Consider the following 13,238-nt stretch of genomic DNA (forward strand, 5'->3'; position numbering starts at 1 on the left):
GAAAGAGCCAGGCCAACGGCCTTGGATCGCCCAGGGATGGGAGCATACGCCCCCAGCACCCGGATCAGGGCTCGGCAGGGTCGTCGGCCGGGTCGAGGTGGATTCCCACGACCTGGCCGAGTTGCCAGGAGAGAGGCCCATTCTCGCATTCTTCTTCGACACCGTAGCTCTTGCAGAACGCCGCGACCGATTGGAGCGTGCGCGGGCCGAGGAGACCGTCGGGCACGCCGGGGTCAAATCCACGTTGCGCCAGGCGTGATTGTATCGCCTGCACGTAGAGATTCTGGTTCGACCGGAGGTCGAGCAACGCGGCCGTGTAGTCCTTGCCGTCGAGCGTCTCGAGCAGGGCTACCGCCTCCGCACGCTCCGCCGATCCCCTGACCCGTTGCGCCTGGTTCAGGAGTTCGTGCCGGACAAGTCGCGGCCGGTCGAGCAGCGCACCATGCGCCTCGACGATCTCGGCCTCCTTTCGGGCGGCGTCCGGGGACCGGACCGCCAGCTTGTGCCAGTAGTCGAACAGGCTGCGGGCCGCGACCTCGTCGCCGCCGGCGGCGGCCTGGCTGGCAGCGTCGAGCGCCTGCAGCCGGATCGTTTCGGCCTTCTCGCCAAGGGCGCCTTCTTCTTCCCGCATCGTGGCGGCGACGCGCACCATGCCGATATCGCCCGCAGCGATCCCTTCGGCCGCCAGATCAAGACCGGTGTCGGGATCGGACAGGGCGCCGAATTTCCGATAGAGATGCGCTGCGGCGAGGTCGCGTCGTGCTGTGGCGGCAAGCTCGGCCTCGCCCTGCAACGCGGTCTGGAAGTGCGTCAGCGCGCGGGCCGGATCGGCCGTCGTCCCCTCGCCATTCAGAAGCATTCGGGCAAGGTGAAGCTCGGACCACGCATTCCCCGCATTGGCGGCCTCTTGCGTCGCGAGAAACGCGCCCTCCGGATCGGCGGCGCCGCCGACGCCGGACTTGCGCATGCTGGCAAGATCGGCCCAGGCGGTGAAGTCGGGCTGCTCAGACGCGGCCTCAAGGGTCTGACGTGCGATGCCAATGCTGTCGGGATCGCCCGCTTCCATCAGGCTACGGGCATAGCTGATGCCGGACGCGACGTCGCCGGCCTCCCACCCGAGCCGCAGGGCATCGCGAACCTCCGCGGCTTCGGCACCGGTTTCACGGAGCAGCCAAGTCAGGCGCTGGATCGTGGGAATGTCCCCCGCAGCGGCGGCCGGCCCGAGGATATCAATGGCCGCCTGACGATCGCCGCTCTTGTCGAACGCCCGCGACAGGAGACCCGCGGCTTCCGCGTTGCCCTCGCCCGCAAGGACGCGCAACTCTGCCTCGGCGGCATCGCGGGTGGCGGCTTCGGCCGATGAAAGATCCTTCTGAAGGGTCGCGAGATCCGATGGTTCCTGGCCGGCGACGGGAAGCGCCATCGGGCAGATCAGCAACCATGCGACGAGGTACGTTGGAAATTTGGGCATCGTTCCGGCTTCCGGCTCGTGTCACGCTTGGGAATGATATCTCGTCTTCGACACCGCCCCTGTCAAGAAAACTTGGGCGTCATGGTGGAAGACTATGTGCCCCATGCGTCGGCCTCCATGCCGGCTGGCAGCGCCTCGTGAGTGTTTTAGCGATCGAGTAACGGTTCTCATTGTTGGCAAACATCGCAAACGAATTCTTCGTTCCAGATACGAGACGGCTGAGAACATCCAGATTTCAGAGACCGCGCGGTCGGCCCCTTGCCCAGTCCTTCAATCCGAAGAGATTTACAACACCACCGGGACAAGCCAATTACCGGTCAAAGAGGAAACAATGGCGCCCATGGACAAATGAATGAGTTCCTTTGGACAACCTATTAGAACCCTTCCGATATTTCCTGACAAACTTTCCTGACCACCAATCCAACCCGGGAGATTACCATTCACCTCGGACGCGACCATAATTGTGACACATTATTGATCCGTAATTGCCAGAAGAGACCTGGCAGAGCCCCTTCGAGGCGGCGCGCAAAAACTCCAATATAAAAGGTGTCGACGCACGCGTCGTGCGAATGAGCGCACGTGTGACAGTAACAATTACACAAACATAAATGGCCGCGCAGTTTCGAGTTGGGGAAAATGTTTCTCATGTCCAACTGGGAGGATGCACATGGACTGCGTACGGAGCATCACATTCATAATTCCCGGCGTCGATGGCGCGCCAGACGTCGAGGTGCTGGCCGTTGAGAACGACGGAACGATCGAATTCACGATCACCGTGCTGGAGACCGACGGCGTCATCGCCGATCTTCGCGGTCTGTTCTTTGACGTGGATGACGAAACCAAGTTGGCGGGCCTCGCGGCCACCGGCGCCGACGTGTCGGAGTACCGGACGGGCGACGTCATCGATCTGGGCCATGGCGCAAACATGCGCGGCGCCGCATCCCCCTTCGACGCTGGCGTCGAGTTCGGACAACCGGGGATCGGCAAGAACAAGGGCGACATCCAGTCCACGAGTTTCGTTCTGACGAACGAAGCCGGCGATCTGACGCTCGATGACATTGCCCATGTCAATTTCGGCGCACGGCTCACCAGCGTGGGCACGGTTGACGGAAAGCGCGATGGCTCGGCCAAGCTGCTGGCGGTGGCTCCGGCAGCCCCCGATGCCATGGACGATTCCTACGACATTTTCGAGGATGGTCAGTCCGGCCTGAACGATCCGTCCAGCGTGTCGGAAGGCGTCAAGTTCGAAGTCCTGGCCAACGACACCGATGCCGACGGTGACACGTTGACCATCACCCATGTCTTTGGCGCGGCGCACGGGACCGTGCAGATCGTCGATGGCGACGATGCGGACCTGCTGCCGGGCGATGCAATCCTCTATATGCCAAACACCGATTACAGCGGGACCGACGAGTTCACCTACTGCATTTCCGACGGCAACGGCGGAACGGACTTCGCAACCGTTGCGGTCGCGATAGAAGCTGTCGCGGATATCCCGGACGTGTCCATCGAGGCGTTCGCCACCAGCAATGTGAACGAGATCCTCCTCAAGGTCACCGCGACCCAGACCGATGACGATGGTTCGGAATTCATCCAGAAACTCGTGAGCAGCGCGTTGCCTGCCGGGGTAACGCTTTCTCCCGCGGGGCCCACGATCGGAACGGCCGGGCAACCACAGCAGTTCGTGCAGGAATACCTGCTGATATTGCCGATGGATCAGAACACCGATTTCGACCTGACCTTCACCGCGACATCGGAGGAGATCTCGAACGGCGACACCGAGACCGGCTCAGAGACGATCGACATCATCTATGAGTACAGGCAGTCGCTCAACCAGCTGCAGTTCGAAGCGATCGATCAGAGCATCTGGAGCTCGGGCGACCAGTTCCTGTTCAACGACGACAGGTTCATCGGAATCGACACCGGCGATTTCGATGAGAGCCTTTCCTTCGGACCGTTCGAAGCCGGGATCAACGGGCACATCAAGGCCGGGTTCCAGTCCACCCTGTCCTTCAACGGCGGCAGCATCGATGCCACGGCCGATTATGACGTCACGGTCGAGACCAACTACAACAAGACGGTCGACGAACTCCTGATCGAGACCGCCGACCTCCTGGTGGACGCCGCCTTCTCGACGGTTGGTCCATCGGGCAGCTACACGCTCGATTTCATCTGGGATATCCTGCTTCAGGCCTATGTAGGGCTCGATATCGATTTCGGGTCCGTGGACTTCGATCCTCTCGGCATCATCCCCGGCGACCAAACCGTCGACCTCGGCGGCATCGACGAGACGCTCAACTTCCCGGCCGTCGACATTGGCCCCGGCAGCGTGAACATCCTGGATCTCGACAGCGACACCCTGGGTGGGTCTTTCACCTTGCCGCCTCCTGCGGATTCCCTGTCCGTCGACTTCGCCTGGCCGAACGTCTCGACCGACGGCACCGCGCCACCGCTGGACCCGGTCACATCAAGCGGCGCGAGCAACAACTTCCTGCAGCTTAACCTCGATATCGACGAGCTGATCACCACGCTTGCAGGGCTTCCCATCAACCCCTTCAATCCGAGCCTCGACATCCTCGGCGGGCTCTTCTACGCCGAACTCGACATCCTGAACGTCTACGCAAATGCGGGCATCAACCTGCTCCAGGAATTCGAGATGGCCATGGGGGATCTGGTCGGGCTGGTCACCTTTGAAGATGGTTCGAGCACGGCCTTTACCATTGGCGACAGCCTTCAACTCAGCGATGCCTCCTCGATCGACGAGGGAGGCGACGATGACGGAATGGTCGAATTCGAGTTCACCGTCATTTCGGAATCCGAGCTTAGCAACCTGACCGAACTGGGATTCAATGTCGGCGGCGGCGTCGACATCCTGTCGGTCGAGGCCGGATACGACGCTTCCTTTACGTTCTTCGGCGAAACGGTCGGGTTCAGTGACAGCGTCGGCTTCGGTCCGCTGGCGAGCTACGATTTCTCGGTGCCCGTTGGCGATATCGACGTGTTTGATGACACCTTCGACCTGGCATTTGGCGAAGAGACGTTCTCGACCTTCGCCTGATCCCGGGCCTCTCGCCCGAGGCGCCAAATGAAACCGCGCGCCTCGGGCGATATGCCCCTTGCACTGGAATGGGCAACAACCTGTGCAGCCCAACCACAACGCCCCTGCGGAGGGTACGAGTGCCTTGGCCAGGTAGGCGCATACAGAGCCCGGGAACCACCGGATCTCCTGCATCACGGGCTCACCAAACCATGAGAGGATGGAACAATGGACCCTGTCATTGATGGCCTCGTATTCGTAGTGCTGGTGGTTTTTGGACTGCCCTTGGCCCTGTCATTCTTCAAGTAGGGGTGACGCCCCGAACGGTTCTGGGCGGGCTCTTCTCTGCACAGCAGAGGTCCGTCATTCAAGAAGCGTTTCCGAAAGACGCCCGGTGCTGGTTGCCAACCGGCTCCGATCAGTCCGACATCCACTCCCGTCAAACCGACCCTTTCGCCCTGGCCTCCGCCCCTCGGCGCCCATCGAGGTGCCGTTTCGTGGTAGTATGGTCCCATGAATAGATAGGGGGGACACCATGTTCGACAGGGAAATCATTGGCACGAGCAATGACGACACACTGGTCGGCACGGATCGCAACGACAACCTTGTCGGCCTGCTGGGCAACGATCTGCTCATCGGCGGCAAGGGCAAGGACCGGCTGGATGGCAACGAGTTGTCTGATACGTTCGACGGGGCCGACGAGTTGCGAGGCGGCCGTGGCAACGACCTGATGATCGCGTCCTGGGGCGCCGACCTTTTCAACGGCGGCCCCGGACGCGACACGGTCAGCTACGCGCATGTCGGCTTTGGCGTGGACATCAGCCTCACGGTGCCGGTGATCGTGGGCGGGTTCACCCAGGGCCATACGTTCCGCAGCATCGAGATCCTCGTTGGCACGCGCTTCAACGACAACCTGACCGGCGACGAGTTCGACAACGTGCTGAAAGGCGGCGGGGACATGGACGGGCTGAACGGCGCGGACGGGGATGACCGGCTGTTCGGCGGCAAGGGAAACGACGTGCTTCGCGGCGACGGCGGTGCCGATTACATGAACGGCGGCGCCGGCAACGACCGACTGATCGACGACGAAACCGTCGCCTCGAACGATGTGATGATCGGCGGCAAGGGAAACGACGACCTGCGCGGCGGCCTCGGCAAGACGACGATGAAGGGCGGCGCGGGCAACGATGTGCTGGTGGTGGAGACCGGCAGCGCCATCATGACGGGAGGCCGCGGCGCCGACGAGTTCCGCTTCGTGGGCGAGATCGGCAAGGCCCGGGTCAAGGATTTCCGCAGCGGTCAGGACGATGTTCTGCACCTTCAGTTCCTGCAGGCGCGCAACTTCGAGGACGTGTTGCAGAATTCGAGAACGAAGAACGGCGATCTGATCATTTCTCTCGACGACGCCCGGATCGTCATCGACGATCTGACGAAGACGCAGCTCGACACCGACATGTTCCTGTTCTCCTAGCCGCACGCAGAAATCCACCGAAGCGGGCCAGCATCCCCGTCGGCACAAGCCGGCCGATCAACGCGGCGGGCGCTTCCCCTGTCCTGTCGCCCGCCAGGCCAGAGCAACGGATGGCAGTGCCGATATGGAACGCGGGGTCGGAGGGTTTTTAGCCGGCCGCGAGAGAGGAAAGATCCGTAAACCCGGACGAGAACGATGACATCGGACACACAGATTTCGGAGGAATTCCGGGTTGAACGCGATTGGCCGAGGACCGTCGGGCTGATCGCCATCGGCCTGCTTCTCATGGCGGTATCGGCCTATGGTGTGCAGATGGAGGTCGACGGCTACCGGGATCGCAGGTTCCACAGGGACTCCTTCGTCATTCTCCCGCTGGCATCCTTCCTGCTCTGCATTGCGATCTGGCGCCTGCTTGTCCCATTCGGAGCCCCCTTGCGCATCCGCAGGTCCGGCCTGATCGACCTTCGAATGAACCGCGCAGAGATCCCCTGGGCAGCGGTACGGAACTGTGTCCGCAGAGGCGATTTCGTGGTGTTGACGCTTCGCCCCGGCTTCTCGAAAACCTACACGGTGCCGGTCGAACAGAAGCTTGTGAAGGCGATGCACAAACGTGTCGGGCCGAACCATCTCATGATCGCGACCTGGTGCCTGGATATCTCGTCGACGGACCTGAACGACGTGATCGACAGGTATCGGAGTGCCGGCAAGACCTGATCGCTCAGCTCTTTGAGAATTCCCGTCGATCTGCAAAAATCTGGCGCGTCGGTTGTGATGGGGGGCGCATGAGTTGGATTTCGAGGCTGGCAGGCATCGCACTTGCGTGCTCATCGACGCACGCGATCGCGGACGTTGTTGGCGGGCATCAGGTCGTGTGTCTGCAAGCCCCCTACGACCGGGCAATGACGGATCACGAAGCCCGGATACAAGCGCTGGCGGCCTGGCTCCGGACCGCGCTTGCCCGCCATCCGGATCTTCTGTTTTCGCTGGAAGAGAGCGCGCCAAGGATCTGTCTCGCGGAGAAGATCTTCGGCGCCGAGGGCTATTTCGATGTGGATGGCAACGCGATTGTTCTGCGGGAAAGCCTGTCTCCGGACATGATGCGCGCGGTGGCCATCCACGAGGTCCGTCACCTTCACCAGGTTCATTCGGGGACTTGTCCGGAGCCGGACAACTCGATGAAGGCGGTTGCGCGCATGACGCTGGCGCTCGAAGCCGATGCAAGCGCGATCAGTCTCGTTGTCGGATGGAGCTTGCGAGAGGCCGGCGCCCCCGGCGTGTGGGACGCGCTTGCGGCATGGCCAACGCATTCGGATCTGGCCGCAGCCTATGAACGCGCGATGACGGAGACGGGCGATCCGATGCACGCCGCAGCGCAGGCTTTCGCCCAATGGTACGTGTCCGACTGGCGGCGCCAGTCGTATTATCTCGCCGCATGCAGCGACTATCTCGATCGACAGGACGAAAGCCATAGCCTTCCGCGCTATGGCGCTCTGGCGTCGGACTTCCTCGAAAGCATATGCCGACTTCCGGATGGTCGCCCCTACCCTTGCGAAGAGCCGGAAATCGGAACCCGATGATCGAACCGATCAAACCAGGTCCGCTCGCGCACTGACAATCGGGCTGGACCAGTCAACCGGGGCCACCCAGTCGGCTTCGTGCGCCCGATGATCGGCATGTTTGACACGGGGTTCCAACGTCGCGGCCGCACGTCCCGCGGTTTACTGGAAAGCGTCACTGAGGTAAGCGCGGTGGTGAAGATCGCCCATTTCCGGATCGCAGAGACCCGGCCGGTGCCCTTGAGTGAGAAGGCCTCCCGTGACCCAACCGCGCCCGTTCAACCTCATGACGAAACCCATCGGACCGCGGTGCAACATCGAATGCCAGTACTGCTATTACCTTGAAAAGCTGAAGCTATACCCCTCCGAGAAAAAGTTCCGGATGTCGGACGAGGTGTTGGAAAGCTACGTCAGGCAGGTCATCGAGACCTCGCTCGAGGCCGGAACGACCGAGATCAACTTCGCCTGGCAGGGCGGCGAGCCGACGATGCTCGGCGTGGACTACTTCCGGAAGATCGTGAAACTTCAGGCCAAACACGCGCCCGCGGCAGCGAAGATCACCAATGCACTCCAGACCAACGGCATGTTGCTGGATGACGAGTGGGGCGCCTTCCTGCATGACAACGCGTTTCTCGTCGGCATCAGCATCGACGGACCGAAAAAGGTCCATGACCGCTACCGGATCGACCGGCAGGGGCAGCCGACCTTCGACAAGGTGATGCGCGGGCTCGAGATCCTCCAGCGTCACGAGATCGAGCACAATGCACTGACGACCGTCCACCGTGCAAATGGCGGCAAGGGCAAGGACGTGTACCGCTTTCTCAAGGGGCTGGGCATTCAATTCATGCAGTTCATTCCGATCGTGGAGCGCAACGGGGCCGACGGCCTCGCCGGCGCGCCGCAGGTCGACATGGACCCCGGGAACAGCGTGACCGAGTGGAGTGTCAGCCCGCGCGCCTACGGCAAGTTCCTCTGCGATGTGTTCGACATCTGGTTTCGGAACGATATCGGCAAGGTGTTCGTCCAGCATTTTGACGTGATGCTGGGTAAGTGGGTCGGTGCGCCGGGCGGGCTTTGCGTGTTCGCAGAGACCTGCGGCGACAGCCTGGCGCTGGAACATGACGGCAGCCTCTATTCCTGCGATCACTACGTCTATCCCGAGTACCGGCTTGGCCGGATTACCGAGACGCCGATGCGCGAAATGCTCTGGACCGAGCGACAGGCAGAATTCGGAAGGGCGAAGTCGACCACCCTGACAGAGCAGTGCAAGAACTGCGACTATCGTTTCGCCTGCAACGGCGGCTGCCCCAAGCACCGCATCGCGACGTCCAGGAATGGAGAGCCCGGCCATAACTATTTCTGCGAGGGCTACACGATGTTCTTTCGCCATGCGGATGCGCGGTTGAGGGACATGGCGAGGTTGGTCTCGATGGGCCGTCCCGCTGCCGACGCGGCACGATCGCAATCCCGGGTCCACAACAAGGCCTAGCGCCCTGCCTCGCTCCAGAACGGCGCCGCCTGTGCCGATTGGCTCGACCGCCGGTTCACATGAACCTCGTCGATCACATCCGCGAACGTCGCTCATTGCCCGATCAGCACATCAACAGGCCGTGGCCCCGGAGCTCTTTCCTGTGGCCTGTGCCGCCTGCTCGCCATTCGCTGTTCTCCGTTTCCCGGAGATCCGATGGACGAGGCCGGACGGGGCAAACCATTCACGCTCTGCGCAGCAACCGACCTGTTCATCTTGCAAATGGGGGTCGCTGCACAGATCTCGGGAATTCGGAGCGGTCTTGCCGACCGGCCACGTAGATCCCTAGGGGCGGATCATGAAATAGCCTTGGTCACTGAGCTCCATCAGCCGGACGATGCCGCCGGGAACCACCCGCGCGTTCGCGACGATCTCGATATCATTGCCAGCTTGTTTGCTCATCCCCTTGATGGTGTTGCCGCAGGCGGAGATCGTCACGTTGGGAACGCTGTCGGTGAAGCTCTCGACACGCTCCAGAACCGGAGACGTGTCGGTTCGAAGCATGTGGAGGCCGGCATTGTAGGCTACGATCTCGATTTCGTATTCCTCTCCCCGGGACAGGAAGAAATTCGACATGTTGGAAGCGTTGTTGAGAACCTTGGTGAAAGTTCCCGGGCTGTCGTCGCTGACTTGAATGACGATCCGGTGCGTTTCGTGGTCGGGCGCGTCATCATGCGCGAGAGCCGGTATTCCGACCAGAGCATAACAAGTTGCCAGAACCGCGGCGAGAAGTCGTGTGGCTTGCATTGTGTCCTCCCGATACGTCCCTCAAGGGGCTCTATCTGATGCAATCCCAAGGCAGGCAGCTATCCGTCCCGGCGCGGAGTTGCATGCAAATATACTGATATATCCGGAGCCGTGGGCGCAACCATGATTTGCCGCCCCCTCCTGCTCGATGGATCGAATGTCGGTGACTACATCGAAGCGCTTGGACTTATTTCTTGTTCGCCGGATCAGTGCACAGGTTGATCACGGTCGCACCCACAATCCAAACGGCAAACATCAAGAAGGTTGCCAGAGATGCCGAGTAGAGTTGGCCGATATAGCCGCCGAGCCCCAAGACCAGCCCCACCGCTCCGTTGACTGCTTGCAGCTCCTTTCGTTTGGACTTGAGATCCATGTCTTTTCGCTCCTGGGCCGTCGCAAGCTTATTGCCTCCACGAGAGAACCATTACCTTGATCTTGATCACGATCGGCGCCCCTGAGACGGCTATGTCTGCGCTCCGGTTCCAGGCAGTAGACCGGCGCTCGACCCGGCGGATCTCCACGCCCCGTTCCGAAAGACATCCGCATGCGTCCTTTCCGATACGAAATCAAGCACTGGGCCGGGACGCTAAAGCGCAGTGCAAATATCACCAAAGGCCCTAGACCGAATGGTGCAGTCATTGCTTCACTTCAGGGCGCGTGCCCATTTGGGGTCAGAGCTGGTCAGGCGCGGGTACTGCAACCCGGCGCGGCACTGAGGCAGAGGGAACAACATGGAGCTGCTGAAAGCGCGGGTATCCGAACTGTACACCGGGCAGACGCCAACCGCGCGGAGGCTGCGCTATTGGCTGATCCTGTTCGACCTGGCCACGGTTGTCTATTTCATCGTGACCGTCCCGCTACCGGCAACCCCCTTGATACGCATTGTGAATTTCGCACTGGCCGTATTGATCGCGATCGATTTCCTTTGTCGGCTTTGGATCTCGGACAATCGCTGGCGGCACCTTGGACAGATCTACGTGCTTGCCGATCTGATCGTGCTGCTGTCGCTGGTGCTCGACCCCTTGCTGCACCTCGATCTTACCTTTCTACGGATACTGCGTGGCGTCCGGCTCGGGCGGTCGGAGTATCTGCTTCAGGACCTGCGGCGCGGCTGGAAGTTCTTCCGCGAGAACGAAGACGCGCTGGTGGCTGCACTCAACCTCGTGGTCTTCGTGTTCGTCACAACATCCGCCGTGTTCATTTTCTTCGCAGAACCGAAGAGAGGTGCATCGGGCTACGTGGACTCGCTCTACTACACGGTCACGACGCTGACGACGACCGGCTATGGCGACCTCACACCCCAGACTCCGGTGGAGAAGATCGCAGCCGTGGCGATCATGGTGATCGGGGTATCCCTGTTCCTCCGCCTTGCCGGCGCGGTCTTCACCCGCTCGCGGGTGCATCACCCATGTCCGCAATGCGGGCTGACGCGCCATGATCCGGATGCCGTCCATTGCAAGCATTGCGGCGAGATGCTCAGGATCGAGACGGAAGGCGCCGGCTGACGACACCAACCGTGCCGACGGCGTCGGAGGCCCGGCAGCCCGCCCCTCGCCCGGCGTGTGGGACGCCAGTCAGCAGCATTCGGCCAAGGGCGCACACAAGACCGGAAGCCTATTCCGAGACGACTTCCGCGCCTTCGATACCTGCCACCTTGGCAAGCTGCTTGAGGCGGCTCTGGACGGCATCGCTGTCGGGAACGCTCGCATCCTCCAGCACCTCCAGCCGGACGGCATCTGCCTCGATCCTGAGGCGGGATTTCTCGAGGATCTCCGGAACGCTGGCCGAGAACCGGTGTCCCAGCAACAGCGCCCGCCCAAGGATCTCGGCACGCTGCAAATCGTTACGGGACAGGATGCCGGAGAGCCTGTCCTTGATCTGCTCATCCACCTTGCCGCCATAGCGCGCCATCACCGAAACGGCGAGGAACGCGCGTTCGCCGTGGCTGATCCCGATGAACGGGAACTCCAGAAGCCGCAGGAAGCTGTCCATCGCGCGCACCTTCTGATGGTCGCGCCACGCGATATCGGTCAGCGCGCACACCGCCAGCCTGACGCGGCGCTCGCTCTGGGTTTCACCGGGGAAAAGGTCCGCGGTCCAGTTGCCCAGCGCCTCGCTGAACTTCGGAACGCGCGCCACCGGCAAACCGATCGCCAGCGCCCCCTCCACAAGCGGGTCACGGTACTGTTCCGCCTCGCCGAGCTGGCTGTAGAGCCAGCCCTCCCGAAGACCGAAAGCCGAGAAGACAGCCCTCTCGGGCTTCAGTTTCCGGAAAACGCGCCACAGAACAAGCGCTGACGCCGCAAGCGTTTCAACCCGCCTTCCGGGCACATCCGGAAGGGCCGCGATCTCGTCCGTGGACATCTTGGCGATCTTCTTGGCGAGCGACGAAAGCTCCTTGGCCGGCATTTCGTAGCCGTGCGGGACAGAGATCGGGTGGTTGGTCATGGCGATATGTACGCGCGCAAGCGCCCGCCACCCGCCGCCGACGGCGTAAAAGACCGGCTCCGTCAGCATCGGCGGCAGCGCGCCATCCAGGATATCGTCGATCTGCTTCTTTGCCGCGTCGATGCCATCCTCCAGCATCGCCCGGACCGGAAGCGCCCCCAGCGGCATGCTGGCCCGGCGGTCCCCCACGCAGTCGCCGAGCACCTCGGCCACCTCCAGGCTCCCGCCGCCAATATCTCCGACGAGACCTCTCGGCTGGAAGAATCCGGAGATGACACCGAGTGTCGAATAATAGGCTTCGTCCTCGCCCGAGATGACCCTTGGCTCCATGCCGGTTTCGGCCCGTATGGCCGAGACGAGGTCATCGCCGTTCTTTGCCTTCCGCGTCGCCTCGGTCGCGAGGATGTCGACCTGCGGCACATCCATGGCCTTCGCAATCGCGTCGAAGCGACGGATGGCGGCCAGGGCGTTGTCGATGGCCTTCCGTGTGAAACGGCCATCGTCATCAAGGCCGGCGCCAAGAGCGGCTAGGGACTTCTCGTTGAACCTTGGAAACGGCGCGCGACCGAGATCGTCGTAGACGACGAGCCGTATCGAGTTCGAGCCGAGGTCTATGATCCCGTAATGTACCGGCCGATGGGACAGCACGCGATCGGTATCGATCTCTATGACCCGCGGATCGTCCATTCGTACTCATCTCCCGACTGATTGCATGCACCAAGCGCCAGCATCTTGAACGGTCTTCGGACCCATTGGGGCCAGGAAGACGCTTCATCCGCGAGGCCCGGAAAGGACCGGAGAGCGCGTCTGATTTCCACCATTATAGATCGATCCGCGGGACAGGCTTCATTTTCTTGGAGCGGAGCTTGAATTCACCGGTCTAACTGGAAGCTTGCCCAAGAGTGATCGAATCCAACGTTGAGCATCGCGACAACTACAGAGACGGCCAACTCGGAAGTCGCGCGCGCCTCAAGGCCGTG

Annotated in this window: 10 protein-coding genes; 6 read left to right on the forward strand and 4 right to left on the reverse strand. The window is 61.7% G+C overall.

Translation table 11 applies throughout. The annotated features are described in order from the left end of the window. Positions 1–64 precede the first annotated feature (64 nt). On the reverse strand, positions 65–1,471 hold the full coding sequence (locus CHB86_RS08375) for a peptidoglycan-binding protein (protein ID WP_089232531.1): 1,407 nt from the start codon (positions 1,469–1,471) through the stop codon (positions 65–67). A 667-nt stretch (positions 1,472–2,138) separates the two neighbouring features. On the opposite strand from CHB86_RS08375, the gene CHB86_RS08380 reads away from it, so the two are divergent. The 5 genes from CHB86_RS08380 to CHB86_RS08400 all read left to right on the forward strand — a co-directional run bounded on the left by CHB86_RS08380 (position 2,139) and on the right by CHB86_RS08400 (position 9,024). Next, positions 2,139–4,529: an Ig-like domain-containing protein gene (locus tag CHB86_RS08380; protein ID WP_089232532.1), complete on the forward strand. Its 2,391-nt coding sequence runs from the start codon at positions 2,139–2,141 to the stop codon at positions 4,527–4,529. Positions 4,530–5,043: 514 nt separating this feature from the next. After that, complete coding sequence (locus CHB86_RS08385) at positions 5,044–5,979, forward strand: calcium-binding protein (protein WP_089232533.1); 936 nt, start codon at positions 5,044–5,046, stop codon at positions 5,977–5,979. Between the two features lie 195 nt (positions 5,980–6,174). Then, positions 6,175–6,693 carry a hypothetical protein gene (locus CHB86_RS08390; RefSeq protein WP_089232534.1) on the forward strand — a complete coding sequence of 173 codons (519 nt, stop codon included), beginning with the start codon at positions 6,175–6,177 and terminating at the stop codon, positions 6,691–6,693. A gap of 68 nt (positions 6,694–6,761) precedes the next feature. Further along, positions 6,762–7,556, forward strand: coding sequence for a DUF6782 family putative metallopeptidase (locus tag CHB86_RS08395; protein ID WP_141134848.1), 795 nt, complete (start codon positions 6,762–6,764; stop codon positions 7,554–7,556). 238 nt (positions 7,557–7,794) lie between these two features. Then, entirely contained in the window at positions 7,795–9,024 is a 1,230-nt protein-coding gene (locus CHB86_RS08400) for an anaerobic sulfatase maturase (RefSeq protein WP_245837824.1), read from the forward strand. 324 nt (positions 9,025–9,348) lie between these two features. Here CHB86_RS08400 and CHB86_RS08405 read toward each other — a convergent pair whose 3' ends face one another. Both CHB86_RS08405 and CHB86_RS08410 read right to left on the reverse strand, forming a co-directional pair. Then, positions 9,349–9,810 (reverse strand): DsrE family protein, encoded by a 462-nt coding sequence (locus CHB86_RS08405; RefSeq protein ID WP_217898283.1) that lies wholly within the window; start codon positions 9,808–9,810, stop codon positions 9,349–9,351. 187 nt (positions 9,811–9,997) lie between these two features. Continuing rightward, a complete protein-coding gene (locus CHB86_RS08410) occupies positions 9,998–10,183 on the reverse strand; it encodes a hypothetical protein (RefSeq protein ID WP_089232536.1) in 186 nt (61 codons plus the stop codon). Positions 10,184–10,541: 358 nt separating this feature from the next. Between CHB86_RS08410 and CHB86_RS08415 the strand changes: the two genes are divergently transcribed. Further along, complete coding sequence (locus tag CHB86_RS08415) at positions 10,542–11,315, forward strand: ion channel (protein ID WP_089232537.1); 774 nt, start codon at positions 10,542–10,544, stop codon at positions 11,313–11,315. Positions 11,316–11,424: 109 nt separating this feature from the next. Here CHB86_RS08415 and CHB86_RS08420 read toward each other — a convergent pair whose 3' ends face one another. Further along, positions 11,425–12,945 carry a Ppx/GppA family phosphatase gene (locus tag CHB86_RS08420; RefSeq protein WP_089232538.1) on the reverse strand — a complete coding sequence of 507 codons (1,521 nt, stop codon included), beginning with the start codon at positions 12,943–12,945 and terminating at the stop codon, positions 11,425–11,427. Positions 12,946–13,238 lie beyond the last annotated feature (293 nt).

It is taken from the genome of Tropicimonas sediminicola (assembly GCF_900188335.1).
In the GTDB taxonomy this organism is placed as follows: Bacteria; Pseudomonadota; Alphaproteobacteria; order Rhodobacterales; family Rhodobacteraceae; genus Tropicimonas; species Tropicimonas sediminicola.

Excerpts from the sequence above, each read along its gene's own strand:
- CHB86_RS08385 (WP_089232533.1), top strand. The coding sequence starts at position 5,044 with ATGTTCGACAGGGAAATCATTGGCACGAGCAATGACGACACACTGGTC.
- CHB86_RS08405 (WP_217898283.1), bottom strand. The coding sequence starts at position 9,810 with ATGCAAGCCACACGACTTCTCGCCGCGGTTCTGGCAACTTGTTATGCT.
- CHB86_RS08420 (WP_089232538.1), bottom strand. The coding sequence starts at position 12,945 with ATGGACGATCCGCGGGTCATAGAGATCGATACCGATCGCGTGCTGTCC.
- CHB86_RS08380 (WP_089232532.1), top strand. The coding sequence starts at position 2,139 with ATGGACTGCGTACGGAGCATCACATTCATAATTCCCGGCGTCGATGGC.
- CHB86_RS08375 (WP_089232531.1), bottom strand. The coding sequence starts at position 1,471 with ATGCCCAAATTTCCAACGTACCTCGTCGCATGGTTGCTGATCTGCCCG.
- CHB86_RS08415 (WP_089232537.1), top strand. The coding sequence starts at position 10,542 with ATGGAGCTGCTGAAAGCGCGGGTATCCGAACTGTACACCGGGCAGACG.
- CHB86_RS08410 (WP_089232536.1), bottom strand. The coding sequence starts at position 10,183 with ATGGATCTCAAGTCCAAACGAAAGGAGCTGCAAGCAGTCAACGGAGCG.
- CHB86_RS08390 (WP_089232534.1), top strand. The coding sequence starts at position 6,175 with ATGACATCGGACACACAGATTTCGGAGGAATTCCGGGTTGAACGCGAT.
- CHB86_RS08395 (WP_141134848.1), top strand. The coding sequence starts at position 6,762 with ATGAGTTGGATTTCGAGGCTGGCAGGCATCGCACTTGCGTGCTCATCG.